The organism is Rhodococcus sp. UNC363MFTsu5.1, from assembly GCF_000686785.1.
Classification (GTDB): Bacteria; Actinomycetota; Actinomycetes; order Mycobacteriales; family Mycobacteriaceae; genus Rhodococcus_G; species Rhodococcus_G maanshanensis.
In genome coordinates, this window is the sequence record NZ_JMLO01000004.1 from 273,265 (window position 1) to 287,101 (window position 13,837).

Annotated in this window: 13 protein-coding genes; 6 read left to right on the top strand and 7 right to left on the bottom strand. The window is 71.8% G+C overall.

The genetic code is table 11. The features are described 5' to 3' along the window. Nucleotides 1–5 precede the first annotated feature (5 nt). From cysS to BR31_RS0108200, 3 genes are all read left to right on the top strand, one after another. Entirely contained in the window at nucleotides 6–1,415 is a 1,410-nt protein-coding gene (gene cysS, locus BR31_RS0108190; protein ID WP_027500530.1) for a cysteine--tRNA ligase, read from the top strand. Continuing rightward, nucleotides 1,415–2,404 carry a 23S rRNA (guanosine(2251)-2'-O)-methyltransferase RlmB gene (gene rlmB / locus BR31_RS0108195; RefSeq protein WP_027500531.1) on the top strand — a complete coding sequence of 330 codons (990 nt, stop codon included), beginning with the start codon at nucleotides 1,415–1,417 and terminating at the stop codon, nucleotides 2,402–2,404. Before cysS ends, rlmB begins: the two co-directional genes overlap by 1 nt. 69 nt (nucleotides 2,405–2,473) lie before the next feature. Continuing rightward, nucleotides 2,474–3,664 carry an amidase gene (locus BR31_RS0108200; RefSeq protein ID WP_027500532.1) on the top strand — a complete coding sequence of 397 codons (1,191 nt, stop codon included), beginning with the start codon at nucleotides 2,474–2,476 and terminating at the stop codon, nucleotides 3,662–3,664. On the opposite strand, the gene BR31_RS0108205 is transcribed toward BR31_RS0108200, so the two are convergent. Continuing rightward, nucleotides 3,652–4,533, bottom strand: a complete 882-nt coding sequence (locus BR31_RS0108205) for a 5-oxoprolinase subunit C family protein (protein ID WP_027500533.1) — start codon at nucleotides 4,531–4,533, stop codon at nucleotides 3,652–3,654. The genes BR31_RS0108200 and BR31_RS0108205 overlap by 13 nt on opposite strands. Nucleotides 4,534–4,579: 46 nt before the next feature. On the opposite strand from BR31_RS0108205, the gene BR31_RS0108210 reads away from it, so the two are divergent. Beyond that, the gene (locus tag BR31_RS0108210; protein ID WP_027500534.1) at nucleotides 4,580–5,269 is read left to right on the top strand and encodes a ZIP family metal transporter; all 690 of its coding nucleotides are present in this window, start codon (nucleotides 4,580–4,582) and stop codon (nucleotides 5,267–5,269) included. 143 nt (nucleotides 5,270–5,412) lie between these two features. Next, the gene (locus tag BR31_RS27915) at nucleotides 5,413–6,810 is read left to right on the top strand and encodes an MFS transporter (RefSeq protein ID WP_051637071.1); all 1,398 of its coding nucleotides are present in this window, start codon (nucleotides 5,413–5,415) and stop codon (nucleotides 6,808–6,810) included. Nucleotides 6,811–6,883: 73 nt separating this feature from the next. Here BR31_RS27915 and BR31_RS0108220 read toward each other — a convergent pair whose 3' ends face one another. The 5 genes from BR31_RS0108220 to BR31_RS0108240 form a co-directional block, all read right to left on the bottom strand. Next, complete coding sequence (locus tag BR31_RS0108220; RefSeq protein WP_027500535.1) at nucleotides 6,884–7,495, bottom strand: 5-oxoprolinase subunit B family protein; 612 nt, start codon at nucleotides 7,493–7,495, stop codon at nucleotides 6,884–6,886. Then, complete coding sequence (locus BR31_RS0108225; protein WP_027500536.1) at nucleotides 7,495–8,253, bottom strand: LamB/YcsF family protein; 759 nt, start codon at nucleotides 8,251–8,253, stop codon at nucleotides 7,495–7,497. Before BR31_RS0108225 ends, BR31_RS0108220 begins: the two co-directional genes overlap by 1 nt. Nucleotides 8,254–8,283: 30 nt before the next feature. After that, a complete protein-coding gene (locus tag BR31_RS0108230) occupies nucleotides 8,284–9,165 on the bottom strand; it encodes a metal ABC transporter permease (protein WP_027500537.1) in 882 nt (293 codons plus the stop codon). After that, the gene (locus tag BR31_RS0108235) at nucleotides 9,162–10,022 is read right to left on the bottom strand and encodes a metal ABC transporter ATP-binding protein (RefSeq protein ID WP_037175903.1); all 861 of its coding nucleotides are present in this window, start codon (nucleotides 10,020–10,022) and stop codon (nucleotides 9,162–9,164) included. Before BR31_RS0108235 ends, BR31_RS0108230 begins: the two co-directional genes overlap by 4 nt. 80 nt (nucleotides 10,023–10,102) lie before the next feature. Further along, the gene (locus BR31_RS0108240) at nucleotides 10,103–11,167 is read right to left on the bottom strand and encodes a metal ABC transporter solute-binding protein, Zn/Mn family (protein WP_051637072.1); all 1,065 of its coding nucleotides are present in this window, start codon (nucleotides 11,165–11,167) and stop codon (nucleotides 10,103–10,105) included. A gap of 86 nt (nucleotides 11,168–11,253) precedes the next feature. Between BR31_RS0108240 and BR31_RS0108245 the strand changes: the two genes are divergently transcribed. Then, nucleotides 11,254–12,342, top strand: coding sequence for a LacI family DNA-binding transcriptional regulator (locus tag BR31_RS0108245; protein WP_027500540.1), 1,089 nt, complete (start codon nucleotides 11,254–11,256; stop codon nucleotides 12,340–12,342). Between the two features lie 26 nt (nucleotides 12,343–12,368). Here BR31_RS0108245 and BR31_RS0108250 read toward each other — a convergent pair whose 3' ends face one another. Continuing rightward, on the bottom strand, nucleotides 12,369–13,514 hold the full coding sequence (locus BR31_RS0108250) for an alkaline phosphatase family protein (RefSeq protein WP_027500541.1): 1,146 nt from the start codon (nucleotides 13,512–13,514) through the stop codon (nucleotides 12,369–12,371). Nucleotides 13,515–13,837: the final 323 nt, after the last annotated feature.

The window sequence follows — 13,837 nt, forward strand, 5'->3', positions numbered from 1 at the left end:
ACGTCGTGACCCTGCGCCTATTCGACACCGAGACGCGGGCCCTGCGTGACTTCGTTCCGCTGGCCCCCGGACACGCGTCGATCTATCTGTGTGGTGCGACCGTCCAGGGCGAGCCGCACATCGGCCATGTGCGCAGCGGCGTCGCGTTCGACGTGCTGCGGCGCTGGCTGCTCGCGCACGACTACGACGTCGCGTTCATCAGGAACGTCACCGACATCGATGACAAGATCCTGAACAAGGCCGCCGATGCCGGGCGGCCGTGGTGGGAGTGGGCTGCGACCTACGAGCGCGCCTTCGACTGGGCCTACGACCGGCTCGGCGTGCTGCCGCCCTCCGCGGAGCCCCGCGCGACCGGCCACGTCACCCAGATGGTCGAGATGATGCAGCGCCTGATCGACGCCGGGCACGCGTATGCCGCCGCGGGCGACGTGTACTTCGACGTGCGCAGCTACCAGCAGTACGGCGCGCTGTCCGGGCACAAGCTCGACGACGTGCACCAGGGCGAGAGCGCCGCCGAGGGCAAGCGCGACCCGCGCGACTTCACGCTGTGGAAGGCCGAGAAGCCGGGGGAGCCCTCCTGGCCGACGCCGTGGGGACGCGGACGTCCTGGCTGGCACCTGGAGTGCTCGGCGATGGCGGAGGCCTACCTGGGCCCGGATTTCGACATCCACTGCGGCGGGCTGGACCTGGTGTTCCCGCACCACGAGAACGAGCTGGCGCAGAGCCGGGCGGCTGGCGACGGGTTCGCCAGGTACTGGCTGCACAACGGCTGGGTCACCATGGGCGGCGAGAAGATGTCGAAGTCGCTCGGCAACGTGCTGTCGGTGCCGAACGTGCTGAAGAAGGTTCGGCCGCAGGAGCTCCGGTACTACCTGGGCGGGGCGCACTACCGCTCCATGCTCGAGTACTCCGACCACGCGCTCGAGGTGGCGGCCGAGTCCTACCGTGGCCTGGAGGCCTTCATCCTCAAGACCCGCGAGCGGGCCGGTGAGATCCCGGTCGGCAAGTGGACCGAGGGCTTCGCGGCCGCGCTCGACGACGACCTCGCGGTGCCGAAGGCGTTGGCCGAGATCCACGGCAGCAAGACCGAGGGGAACAAGGCGCTCGACGCAGGCGACCTGACCGCGGCGCTGGAGATCGCCGGCCAGGTGCGGGCGATGATGGGCATCCTCGGGGTCGACCCGCTCGATCCGCACTGGGCGGCCGATGCCGAGGACGGCTCGGCTGCCCACGCGGCGCTCGATGTTCTGGTCCGCGCGAATCTCGATGCGCGCCAGAAGGCGAAGACGGACAAGGACTGGGCCGCCGCCGATGAGATCCGGGACCGGCTCGCCGCGGCGGGCGTCGAGGTCACCGACACCCCGAACGGACCCGAGTGGTCCCTCAAGACGAACCACAACGAAGCAGGACTGTGATGGCTGGCAATTCGAGCAGGCGCGGCGCGATCCGCAAGAGCGGCACCAAGAAGGGCCAGGTCGCGGGCTCCGGAGGCAAGGGAAGGCGCAGCCTCGAGGGCCGCGGGGCCACCCCGCCGGCGGTCGAGCGCACCAAGCACCCCGCCGCCAAGCGGGCAAGGGCGGCGGCCAAGGCGGCCGCGAGCACCAGCGGCAGGCCCGGCGGCAGCGCCCCGCGCGGTCGAGGCGGTTCGCCGCGCAAGGGCGCCGAGGGTCCCGAGAACGTGTTGGGCCGCAACCCGGTCGTGGAGTGCCTGCGGGCGGGCGTGCCCGCGACCGCGCTGTACGTCGCGGTCGGCACCGAGAGCGACGAGCGGCTCACCGAGAGCGTGCAGCTGGCGGCCGAGGCGGGCATCTCGATCCTCGAGGTGCCGCGCACGGACCTGGACCGGATGAGCGCCAACGGGCTGCACCAGGGCGTCGCCCTGCAGGTTCCCCCGTACCGGTACGCGCACCCCGACGACCTCATCGCCGAGGCCCGCAAGCACCAGGAGCCTGCGCTGCTGGTGGCGCTCGACAACATCACCGACCCGCGCAACCTGGGTGCGGTGGTGCGTTCGGTGGCGGCGTTCGGCGGTCACGGCGTCGTGATCCCGCAGCGCCGCAGCGCCAGCGTGACCGCTGTCGCGTGGCGCACCAGCGCGGGCGCGGCGGCCCGGCTGCCGATCGCGCAGGCCACCAACCTGACCAGGACGCTGAAGGACTGGGCGTCCAAGGGCGTGCAGATCGTCGGTCTCGACGCCGGGGGCGACACCACCCTCGACCAGTACGACGGCACCGGACCGGTGGTCGTGGTCGTCGGATCGGAGGGCAAGGGCCTGTCCCGCCTGGTCCGCGAGACCTGCGACACCATCCTCAGCATCCCGATGGCGGGCCCGGTCGAGTCGCTCAACGCCTCGGTCGCCGCGGGCGTCGTGCTCTCCGACATCGCCCGCCAGAGAAGGCGCTGACGCGCCTGTGAGTGAGTTGCACCCCTATAGGGTTGCAATTCACTCACAGTGCCTGACCAGGAGGTTTCCGTGGTCGACTCGACGCTCTGGCGGGAATTCGGCACGCCCCTGGTCGAGCCGACCGGGCGGGGACCGCTGGACGGGATGACCGTCGCGGTCAAGGACCTGTTCGATGTCGCCGGGTATCCGGTCGGCGCGGGCAACGAGCAGTGGCTCGCCGAAGCCCGACCGGCGGCGGCGACTGCGCCCGCCGTAGCGGCCCTGCTCGAGGCGGGCGCGGCGATCGCTGGGATCGCCCGCTGCGACGAGTTCGCCTACAGTCTGGCCGGCACCAACCCGCATTACGGGACACCGCCCAATCCGATTGCGCCCGATCGGATTCCGGGCGGTTCCAGCTCCGGTTCCGGCAGCGCCGTCGCCACCGGTGCGGCCACCGTCGGGCTGGGCACCGACACCGCCGGGTCGATCCGGGTCCCCGCCTCCTATCTCGGGTTGTACGGGATCCGGCCGACGCACGGCGCGATCGATTCCGCCGGCGTGCTCCCGTTGGCCCCGAGCTTCGACACGGTCGGATGGCTGGCCCGCGACCCGGACACGCTGCTCGCAGTGGGCCAGGTGCTGTTGCCCGCCGCGCAGGCGCGGCCGTTCGGGCGGGTGATCGTGTCCGACGACCTGACCGCGATCGCGTCGCCGCCCGTGCGCGCGGCGGTCGACGCGGGCGTGGCCGCGTGGGAATCCGGTCCGGGTCTGCCCCCGCTCGAGCGACTGCGACTGGACGTCGGTGGGCTCGGCGGCTGGGCGCACGCGTTCCGGATCGCGCAGGGCGCCGAGGCCTGGCGGGCGCACGGCGCGTGGATCGCCCGGCACCGCGACGGTCTCGGCGCCGACGTGCGGTCCCGGTTCGACGCGGCCTCGAAACACACTCGGGCGCAGTGGATCCGGGCCTCGGACGAGGTGCGGCGGATCGGTGCCGCGATCGACCATCTGCTGGGCGACGACCTGTTGTTGCTGCCGTCGGCATCCTCGCCGCCGCCCACCCGGGAGCAGGCGACGATCGGTGGGCCGGTGATCGAGGCGGCCCGCGCCGCGACATTCGAGCTGACGTGCATCGCCGGGTTGAGCGGACGGTGTGCGGTGAGCGTGCCGCTGCCCACCGACGACGGGATCCCGGTCGGGTTGTCCGTCATCGGGCCGCGCGGGCGGGATCTGGATCTGCTGCGGCTGGCCCGCGCCCTGGTGCGCGCCCTTCAGCCCGGCTGAGGCGAGCTGCTCGCGCGCACGAAGCGCACCTGTGCGCCGGGCCTCAGCTGCGCGGCGGCGCCGAGGTCGGCGTCGACGACCACCGCGATCACCGGATAGCCGCCGGTTACCGGATGGTCGGCCAGGAACAGCACCGGCTGCCCGCCGCTCGGCACCTGCAACGAACCCGGCACCATCCCCTCGCTCGCCAACTCGGCGGTGTCCCGGCGCCGCAGCGGCTCGGCGCCCCGCAGTCGCGCGCCCACCCGGTTGCTGTCCGGCGTCACCGTCCAAAGCTGGCCGAACAGCGTGTCGACGGCGGCCGCCTGGAACAGCTCCGAGCGCGGCCCGAGCCGAACCCGCAGCCGGGCGGGGGAGGGGGGCTCCGGGGGCGGCGGGATGATCTCGTCGGCCGGCCAGTCCGAACTCAGTTCGCCGACGGCCAGCCGGTCGCCCGCCCGCACCGGCTCCGGGCCGAGCCTGGCGAGGATGTCGGTCGCGCGGCTGCCGAGCGTCGGCGGGGAATCCACTCCGCCGCGCACGGCGAGGTAGCAGCGCAGGCCGCCGGTGGCGTTGCCGAGGGCCAGCACGTCGCCGTCGGCCAGGTGCACGGTGCTGTAGTCCGCGGTCGGGGTGTGGTTGACCGACAGCGGGACCCGGGCACCCGTAACCGCGACGGTCAGGCCGCCGTGCGCCCGGACCGCGAGCCCGCCGAGCGTGACCTCCAGCGTCGCGGCCCGGGGGTCGTTGCCCACCAACCGGTTTGCGCTGTCGTGGGATCCGCGATCGGCCGCCCCCGACGCGCCGACGCCGAGCGCGCCGAATCCGGGCCTGCCACGGTCCTGGACCGTGGTCAGCGCCCCGGTGCGCAACACCTCGAGCCAAGCCACCCGACGATTGTCGCGCATCCGCGGGCCGCGACAGTACGATCGCCCGATGGTCACTGCCGCGCTGTACGGGCTGGGAACCGCCGTGCCCCTGCTGATCGGGGCAATTGTCGGGCTTCGCTACGACCTGCCCCGCCCCCTGTTGGCAGCGCTGATGGCGTTCGGCGCGGGCACCATGGTCGCGGCGGTGTCGACGGAGCTGTTCCAGCCCGCGTTCGAGGCCGAGGGCGTGCTGATCGCCGGAACGGCCTTGATGGCTGGCGCGCTCGTCTACGTGGTGTCCGATCACCTCATCGAGAACAAGCTCGGTGCCGCGGCCCTCGGCTGGGCGTTGATGCTCGGCACGCTGCTCGACGGCATCCCGGAGAACACCGCGCTCGGTGTCTCGCTGAGCGCGGGCGGTGGCCTCGTGCTGCTCGTGGCGGTCGCGGTCGGCAATGTGCCCGAGGCGGTTGCGGGCGCGGCGTCGATGCGCAAGCAGCCGAACTTCAACCGCCGCAGGGCGATTCTGCTGTGGACGGTGACCGCCGTCGTGCTGGTGCTGGTGGTGATCGCCGCGAATGCGGCCGCCGACGCCATCCCGGACCGGCAGATCGCGGTGATCCAGGCGTTCGCGGGCGGCGCGACGATCGCGGTGCTCGCGGATTCGCTGATGCCGGAGGCGTACCGGGAGGGCGGTTGGTGGGTCGGGCTGTCCACGGCGCTCGGCTTCCTCGTCGCGTTCGCGCTCGGCGGCTAGCGCCCGGCGGCCCGCACTCCCCGTCCGCCGACTGTGCATCTGCCGTCGCCGCTACCCGGGCGACGCTCAAACATCTGCACACTCGACGGGGCCACCCCGCCGCCATTGACCTCGACTGCGCTTGAGGTTTTAGCCTGGTTGTCATGGCGCCGACCGACACCACGACCTCTCGGCTGGACCGCGGCTGGCGGCAGTTGCTCGGCCCCGACTACCTCGGGCCGATGGTGGTGCTGGCCGGCGGCGTCGCGCTGTACGCGATCAACATCTACCTGACCACCAGCCTGCTCCCGTCCGCCGTCGACGAGATCGGGGGAGCGCGGTTCTACGCGTGGGCGACCACGATCTTCCTTGTCGCCTCGGTGATCTCGGCGGTCCTGGTGAGCCGGCTGCTCGCGGTCGCGGGGCCGCGGGGCGCCTACCTCGCCGCGATCGGGTTGTTCGCGGCAGGCACGGTGGTGTGTGCCGCCGCGCCGGACATGTTCGTGTTGCTGGCGGGCCGTGGCCTGCAGGGCTTCGGCGGCGGGCTGCTCAGCGGACTCAGCTACGCGCTGATCCGGTCCACGCTGCCGCAGCATCTGTGGGCCCGCGCCTCGGCGTTGGTCTCCGGGATGTGGGGCGTCGGGACGTTCGTGGGTCCCGCGCTGGGCGGGGTGTTCGCCCAATTCGGCGCCTGGCGGCTCGCGTTCGTCGTGCTCGCGGTGCTGGCGGCCGGTATCGCGGCGATCGTGCCCCGGTACATCGCGGCCGATCGGATCGAGGGGCCCCGGGTCGGGGTCCCGGCCGTGTCGATGCTGCTGCTGTCCGCGGCGGCGCTGTTGGTGAGCGTGGCGGGCATCGCGACCAGCGTGGCGCTCACCGCGCTCGGGGTCGTCGCGGGGGTCGTGCTGCTGGTCGTTTTCGTCGCGCACGAGCGACGCGCGGGCACCAGGGTGCTGCCCGCCGTGACGTTCACCCCCGGCAACACCCTGAAGTGGACCTACGCGACGTTCGCGCTGTTGGCGGTCGCCTCGACCGCCGAGACCTTCGTGCCGCTGTTCGGTCAGCGACTCGGTGGCCTGGAGCCGCTCGCTGCCGGCTTTCTCGGGGCCGCGCTCGCGGTCGGCTGGACGCTGGGTGAGATCTCCAGCGCCGGTGCCTCGCGCAGGTCGACGGTGCGCGCCCTGGTCGTGGCCGGCCCGGCCCTGGTGACGATCGGGTTCCTTGTCGCGGCGGCGACGCAGCAGGACGGCGCGACGGCGTGGGTGATCGGGATCTGGGTCGCCGCGTTGGTGCTGGGCGGAGCGGGCATCGGCATGGCCTGGCCGCATCTGTCGACCTTCGCGATGGGTGCCGAGGACGACGAGGTCGAGGGTGGGAAGGCGGCCGCCGCGATCAACACCGTGCAGCTGGTCGCCAACGCGGTGGGGTCGGCATCGGCGGGCGTCCTGGTCAATCTCGGCGGGTCGATGGCGGATTCGGCGAGGCTCCTGTTCGGATTCTTCGCCGTGTTCGCCGCCGTCGGTGTGCTGACCGCCTGGCGCAGCACCCGGCCGCGCCCCTGACCCCCGCCGAGTGTGCACCTGCCGGGGCATCGTCCGAGTGGGTGCGTCGGCAGGTGCACACTCGGCGAACCGTTCAGACCGCGACGAACCGGACCGTGTCTCCCGGCCGGAGCAGCGCGGGTGGCTCGCGATCGGCGTCCCACATCAGCTCGTTGGTGTGGCCGATCAGCTGCCAGCCGCCTGGCGACTTCCGCGGGTAGACGCCGGAGAACTCGCCCGCCAGCCCGACCGCACCGGCGGGCACCTCGGTGCGCGGGTCGTCTCGGCGGGGCACCCGGAGCCGGGGATCCCCACCGATGAGGTACCCGAACCCGGGGGCGAACCCGGCGAAGGCGACCGTCCAGTCGCTGCCCGTGTGTGCCGCGACGACACCGTCCGGCCCGAGGCCCGTCAGTTCACCGACCGTGGCCAGGTCCGGACCGTCGTAGTGGACGGGAATCCGTACCAGCGAACCGGTTTCCGCGGCGGGCCCCGACTCGGGGCCGGTCTCGCGCAGCCAGCGTGCGATGCGGGCGCGATCGGTGTGCCCGGGGTCGAATCGCACCAGGATGGTCCTGGCGGCCGGCACCAGGTCGACGACGCCCGCCGGGCGGTTCGCGTCCAGCGCCCGGTAGTGCGCGAGCACGGTGTCCAGGTCGTCGAACTCGGCGAGCACCCCGCCGTCGCCCGCGTCGAGCAGGCGCATCAGACGAACGGTTCCACGCGCACGCCCGCGTCGTCGAGTCGCGCGCGGATGGCGGCGGCCATCGCGACCGCGGACGGCGAATCCCCGTGCACGCAGACGGATTCGGCAGGCGCGGTCAGGACGGTGCCGTCGACCGCCTCGATCTCCGCGTGCTCGACCATCCGTAACACCCGCGCGGCGACGGACTCCGGGTCCGAGAGCACCGCCCCGGGCAGTCCACGGGGCACCAGCTCGCCGGTCGGGGTGTAGCCGCGGTCGGCGAACGCCTCGGCCACCGTGCGCAGGCCCGCGGCCTCCGCCTCCGCCAGGAAGACCGAGCCGGGTAGCCCGAGGACCGGGAGGGTGGGGTCGTACGCGACCACGGCCGCGACGACGGCGCGGGCCTGCTCGCGGTGGTGCACTATCGCGTTGTACAGGGCGCCATGGGGTTTGAGGTAGCCGACGGCGGAGCCGACGGTCTGCGCGAGGGCGTCGAGGCCGCCGATCTGATAGATCACGTCCGCGGTCAGGTCCGCGGGGGCGATGTCGATGAAGCGGCGCCCGAAACCGGCCAGGTCCCGATAGCCGACCTGGGCGCCGATCCGCACCGCCCGCTGCGCCGCGGACCGGCAGGTGCCCAGCAATGTGGTCGGATCGCCCGCATGGAACCCGCACGCGACGTTGGCGCTGGTCACCAGCGCGAGCATGGCCTCGTCATCGCCGAGCTGCCAGGCGCCGAAGCTCTCGCCGAGGTCGCTGTTGAGATCGATGGATGCCACGCCTCGAATCCTAGGCCGCACGGAGCGAACTCAGGCCGTGACCGCGACCCGTCCGGCGTTGCGGGCCCGGCGCGGTCCGAAGAACCGGCAGACCAGGTAGATCACGAACGAGATGGTGGTGACGAAGCTGGACACCGGCACGCCGGGGGCCAGCGACAGCAGGATGCCACCCACGGCGGCGATCTCGGCGAACAGGATCGACAGCAACGTCGTCCGGAGCGGGCTCGAGGTGATCCTGGCCGCGGCGGCCGCGGGGGTGATCAACAGCGAGAGCACCAGCAGGGCGCCGACGATCTGCACGCCGAGCGCCGCGGCAACGCCGACCAGCACCGCGAACACGATGGCCAGCCCGCGAACCGGCACGCCGCGGGCCACCGCGACGTCCGGGTCGGCGCTCGCGAAGAGCAGCGGTCGGTACACCACGACCAGGACCGCCAGCACCGCGACCGCGCAGACCAGCAGCAGCTGGAGGCCGCTGTTACCCACCCCGACGATCTGGCCGACCAGCAGTGAGAAGCTGGTGCCGGTGCGCCCCGGATAGAGCCACATGAACAGCACGGACAGGCCGAGGCCGAACGAGAGGACGACGCCGATCACCGAATCCCGTTCGCGCACTTTGGATCCGAGCAGTGCGAACAGCACGGCGGCGAACACCGAGCCGACGATGGCGCCGAGTCCGACGCTGATCCCGGCGAGCAGCGCGGCGGAGGCGCCGGTCAGCGACAGCTCGCTGGTGCCGTGCACGGCGAACGACATCTGCCTGCTGATGATCAGCGGCCCGATCGCCCCCGCGAGCAGCCCGAGGATGGCGGCGGCGAGCAGGGCCTGCTGCACGAAGCCGTACTGCAGCAGGTCGATGGTGGCCTGCCAGTCGAACATCTGCGACAACGTGTCGGCGAGCTTCTCGTTCATTCGTGCGCCTCGTGGTGGATTCCGTCGGCGCCCGTGGAACCGAGCGCGTCGATGGCGTCGCCGGTGCCGACGACGACGAGCCGTCCGCGCACGTGCAGCACCTCGACATCGGTCTGGTACAGCTCGGAGAGCACCTCCGAGGTCATCACCTCGGCGGCCGTCCCGATCCGGAACCGCCCGTCGACCAGGTACAGCACCCGGTCGACCAGGGGCAGGATCGGATTGATCTCGTGGGTGACGAACAGCACGGCGGTGTCGTGACCGAGCCGGCGCTGGTTGATCAGGTCGGAGACCCGGTGCTGGTTGGCCAGGTCGAGGCTGAGCAGCGGCTCGTCGCAGAGCAGCACCTTCGGATCGCCGACCAGTGCCTGCGCGACCCGCAGCCGCTGCTGCTCGCCGCCCGACAGCGAGCCGACCGGGGCGTCGGCGAAGGCGCGGGCGCCCACCTGGTCGATGGCGTCGTCGACGACGATCCGGCGCGAGCGGCGGGAGCGGAACCCGGTGCCCCAGCGGTGGCCGTCCACGCCGAGCCCGACCAGGTCGCGCCCGCGCAGCGGCAGGCCCTCGTCCATCGTCTTCTGCTGCGGCACGTATCCGACGTGGGAGTTCCCAGTCCTCGCCGGCGTTCCCGCGATCGTGGCGGTGCCCTCGGACAGCGGGAGCTGACCGAGCAGGACCTTCAGCAGCGAGGTCTTGCCGGACCCGTTGGGGCCGAGGACCGCGATGAACTCGCCCTGCTCGACGCTCAGGTCCAGCCCGGACCACAGCGTGCGGTCGCCGTAGGCCAGCCGGGCGCCTCTCAGCTCGACGGCGGGTGTTCGATCGACGCTCGGTGCGTCGGGGGCAGGGTGGGTCACGGGGCCATTCCGGGTCTGGGTGTCACGAGGCTCATCGGCGAGCGTGACCGGTGGATTCGTTCTTCGGCGCGCGGCGGTTCTCAGTGCACGGCGTTCATGGCAGCGGCGAGCGATTCGGCGGTGCGGGTCTGCCACTGAATGTAGTCGAACCCGTCGGGCAGGGTCTCGGTGACTTCGACGACCGGGATGCCGGCAGATTCGGCGGCCTCCCGGATGTTCTGGGTCGCCTTGTCCTGGGTCTGGCTGTTGTAGATCAGGACCTTCACCTTCTTGTCGGCGAGCAGATCCCGCGTCGCGGCGACGGCCGCGGGCGGCGGGTCGTTGCCGTCCTCGATGGCCTTCGTGAAGTCCTCCGGGGTCTCGTCCTTCAGGTCGGCCGCCGCCAGCAGGTAGTGGGCGATCGGCTCGGTCTGCGCGACCGGTGCCTGCGCATGCGCGGCGGCGATCGAGTCGGTGATGGCCGTGACGGCGTGCAGCTGTTCGTGGAAGGAGGCGGCGTTGGCGGTGTAGGCCGCGGCGTTGGCGGGGTCGATCGTGCCGAGCTCGGCGGCGATCTGCTTGGCGACGGCGTCCACGGTCGGGGTGTCGTACCAGACGTGCTCGTTCACGCCGCCGTGGTCGTGGTCGTGGCCGTCGTGCGAGTCGTGCTCGGCCGCGGCGGGTTCGACGGGGGCGGCAGCGGCCTCGGCGGCGTGATCGTGGTCGCCGTGCAGGTCGGTCTCGGTGCCGAACAGGGCGAAAGCGTCGACCGTCCGCTTGCCGGGCGTGCCGGCGAGCACGTCGTCGATGAACTCGTCGTAGCCGCCGCCGTTGTAGACGACCAGGTCGGCGTCGGTGATGGCGGCGGCGTCCCTTGGGCTGGCCTCGAACGAGTGCGGATCGGCGAACGCGTCGTTGATGATCGACGTGACGTCGGCCCGATCGCCCGCGACGGCCGCGGCCACCGAGCCCCAGACGTCGGTGGAGGCCACGATGTTGGCGCGCTGCCCATCGGCGAGCGGGGCGGTGCCTGCGCCTGCGTTCGGGTCGGACGAGCAGGCGGCAAGGGTCAACGCCCCCACGAGCGCCAGGCCGGCGGTGACGATCGCCGTGCGGCGCCGGGGCCGGGTCGGGGCGGTGAGCGGCGTCAGATCTCCCAGGGGCATGGCCTAGATACTAATGGAAATCGTTTCCGTTGTACATTGGAGGGGGCGTGCTGACGGTCACTCGCGGCATTGCGTACCGTCCCGTTATGCCCAGGTCCCGTCATCCGCGCCGTCAGGCGACGCTGGCGTCCCTCGCGGCGGAGCTCAAGGTCTCCCGGACGACGGTCTCGAACGCCTACAACCGCCCCGATCAGCTCTCGACCGAGCTTCGCGAACGGGTGCTGGAGGCGGCCAAGCGGCGCGGCTACCCCGGGCCGGACCCGGTTGCCCGCTCGCTGCGCACTCGCAAGGCGGGTGCGGTCGGCCTGCTGCTCACCGAGGCGCTGAGCTACTCCTTCCGCGACCCGGCGGCGATGAGCTTCCTTGCCGGACTCGCGGAGTCGTGCGAGGCGGCCGGGGAGGGCCTGTTGTTGATCCCGGCCGGGCCGGGGCGCGACGACGTCCAGGCCGCAGCCGCGGTGCAGCAGGCAGGGGTGGACGGGTTCGTCGTCTACTCCGTGGCCGACGACGACCCGTACCTGGCCGCCGTTCTCGAGCGCCGCCTGCCGATGGTGATCTGCGACCAGCCGCGCGAGATCGAGGGCGCGTCGCTGGTCGGGATCGACGATCGCGGCGCGATGCGCAAGATCGCCGACTACCTGGTGTCGCTGGGACACAAGGACATCGGCGTGATCTGCATGAGGCTCGGCCGGGACCAGCGGAACGGTGTGGCGGACTCCGCACGGCTCGATTCGCCGAACTTCCACGTCCAGCGCGAACGGATCGCCGGGGTGCGTGACGCCCTCGCCGCCAGCGGGCTGGACCCGCGATCGTTGACCGTGATCGAGCGCGCGGAGCACAGCTCCCGGTCAGGCCACTCGGCGGCAGAGCAGGCGCTCGCGACCAATCCCCGGATCACCGCGCTGCTGTGCACCACCGACGTGTTGGCGCTCGGTGCCCTTGACTTTGCCCGTTGGCGCGGCATCGACGTGCCCGGCCAGCTGTCCATCACCGGGTTCGACGGCGTCGACGAGGCGCTGCGCGAGGGCCTGACCACCGTCCGTCAGCCCGCGGAGGAAAAGGGCAGGCGGGCGGGGGCGCTGCTGCTGACGCCCTCGCACTCCGGGGTGGCCACCGTCGAGATGCTCGAGACCGAACTGGTGCGGGGGCACACCGCGGCGCCGCCGCCCACCTGACCTTCACGACATCGCGCTGTCGGTGCCTACCCCCGGAACACCAGCAGTGGCACGTGCAGCTCGGCGGAGGTGAGCGATCCGTGGTGACCGATGAGCATGGACTGCAGCGGCTCGGCTCCGGTCCGGATCAGTGCGCTCGATCCGCGGGCTATCGCGATCACGTCACCGATCCGTTCGGTGGCGGCGGGGGAGACGGTCGGCCCGAACCAGCCGTTGTCGATCGCCTCGGCGCGGGTCAGCACCGCGAACCCGTCATCGAGGCGGTCCCGCCAGGCCGCGGCCACCCGGTCGGCTGCGCCGTCGTCCGTGTAGACGTGGCGGGCCCGGGGCTCGCCGCCGATCAGCCGGACGCCGTCGGTCAGTTCCGGGGACGCGTCGATGTCAACAGGGGAGCGCACCTCGACCATGCCGTGGTCGGCGGTGACGATCAGCGCGCCGTCGCGCGGCAGCCGCTCCGCGAGCTGGCGCGCCATCAGGTCGACCTGTGCCAACTCGAGGGCCCAGGCAGCCGAGGCAGGGCCCCTGGCATGGCCGGTCAGGTCCAATTCGCCGTGATAGGCGTAGACCAGGGAACGAGAACCCAGCCGGAGCGCGCCCGCCGACGCGTCGACCAGGTCGCCGAGCGAGAAGCTGGGGCGGAACTCCCCGCCGCGCAGCGCGGCCCGGGTCAGACCGGAACCGCCCTGGTAGGGCGGGGCAACCCTGGACACGGAGATGCCGTCCGCGGCGGCGCGCTCGAAAGCGGTGGGAGTCGGCTGAAACTCCTCGGGCACCAATTCCTTGAGGAGGTCCACGCGGGGTCCCTCACCGTGCAGGCGCCATTTCAGCGGGTTCATCAACCGGTCCTGCCCGGTCGCGGGGATGAGGTAGCCGACAACACCGTGCTGTCCGGAGGGCAGTCCCGTGCCCAGCGAGGCGAGGCTGGTCGCGGTGGTGGTGGGGAAGCCCGCGGTCAGGATCGGGCCGAGTCTGGCGGAGAGAAAGGGTGCCGCCTCGGGGTGCGACGCCAACAGCTCGGCGCCGAGTCCATCGATCAGCAGTACACAGACTCGTGAGACACCTGAGAGATCGAGGCCGATCCGATCGGTCTCGCCGGCGACGCCGAGATGTGCGAGCACGGACGGAACGAGGTCGGACAGCGTCGCCTGGCCATAGCGGGGTGCGAGGAGCATGACGCCAGGCTATCCGCGCCGTCTGAAAGCAGGGTTGCAAGCGATGCGAATTCTCTCGAATGGCGTTGACCAGGCGATTTGACGCTGTGTTCTTGTTCGCGTAACTTTTGTCGAGTCAGAGCGACACGGACACCGACCCGGCCGAGAGGCGCGGGACACGAGGTTGGACGTAGGCGCCTGGTAATCCTAGAAGTTGTAGCCGGTTTCGATCGGTTCAGTCTTCGACTGCCTTCTGAGTCTGGTGGGGCCGGTTTTGACCGGGTCTGCTCGATGAGATAGGCTGGAACAGTTGCCCCGGAGCGGCCGAGAACGTGTTTCTCGGT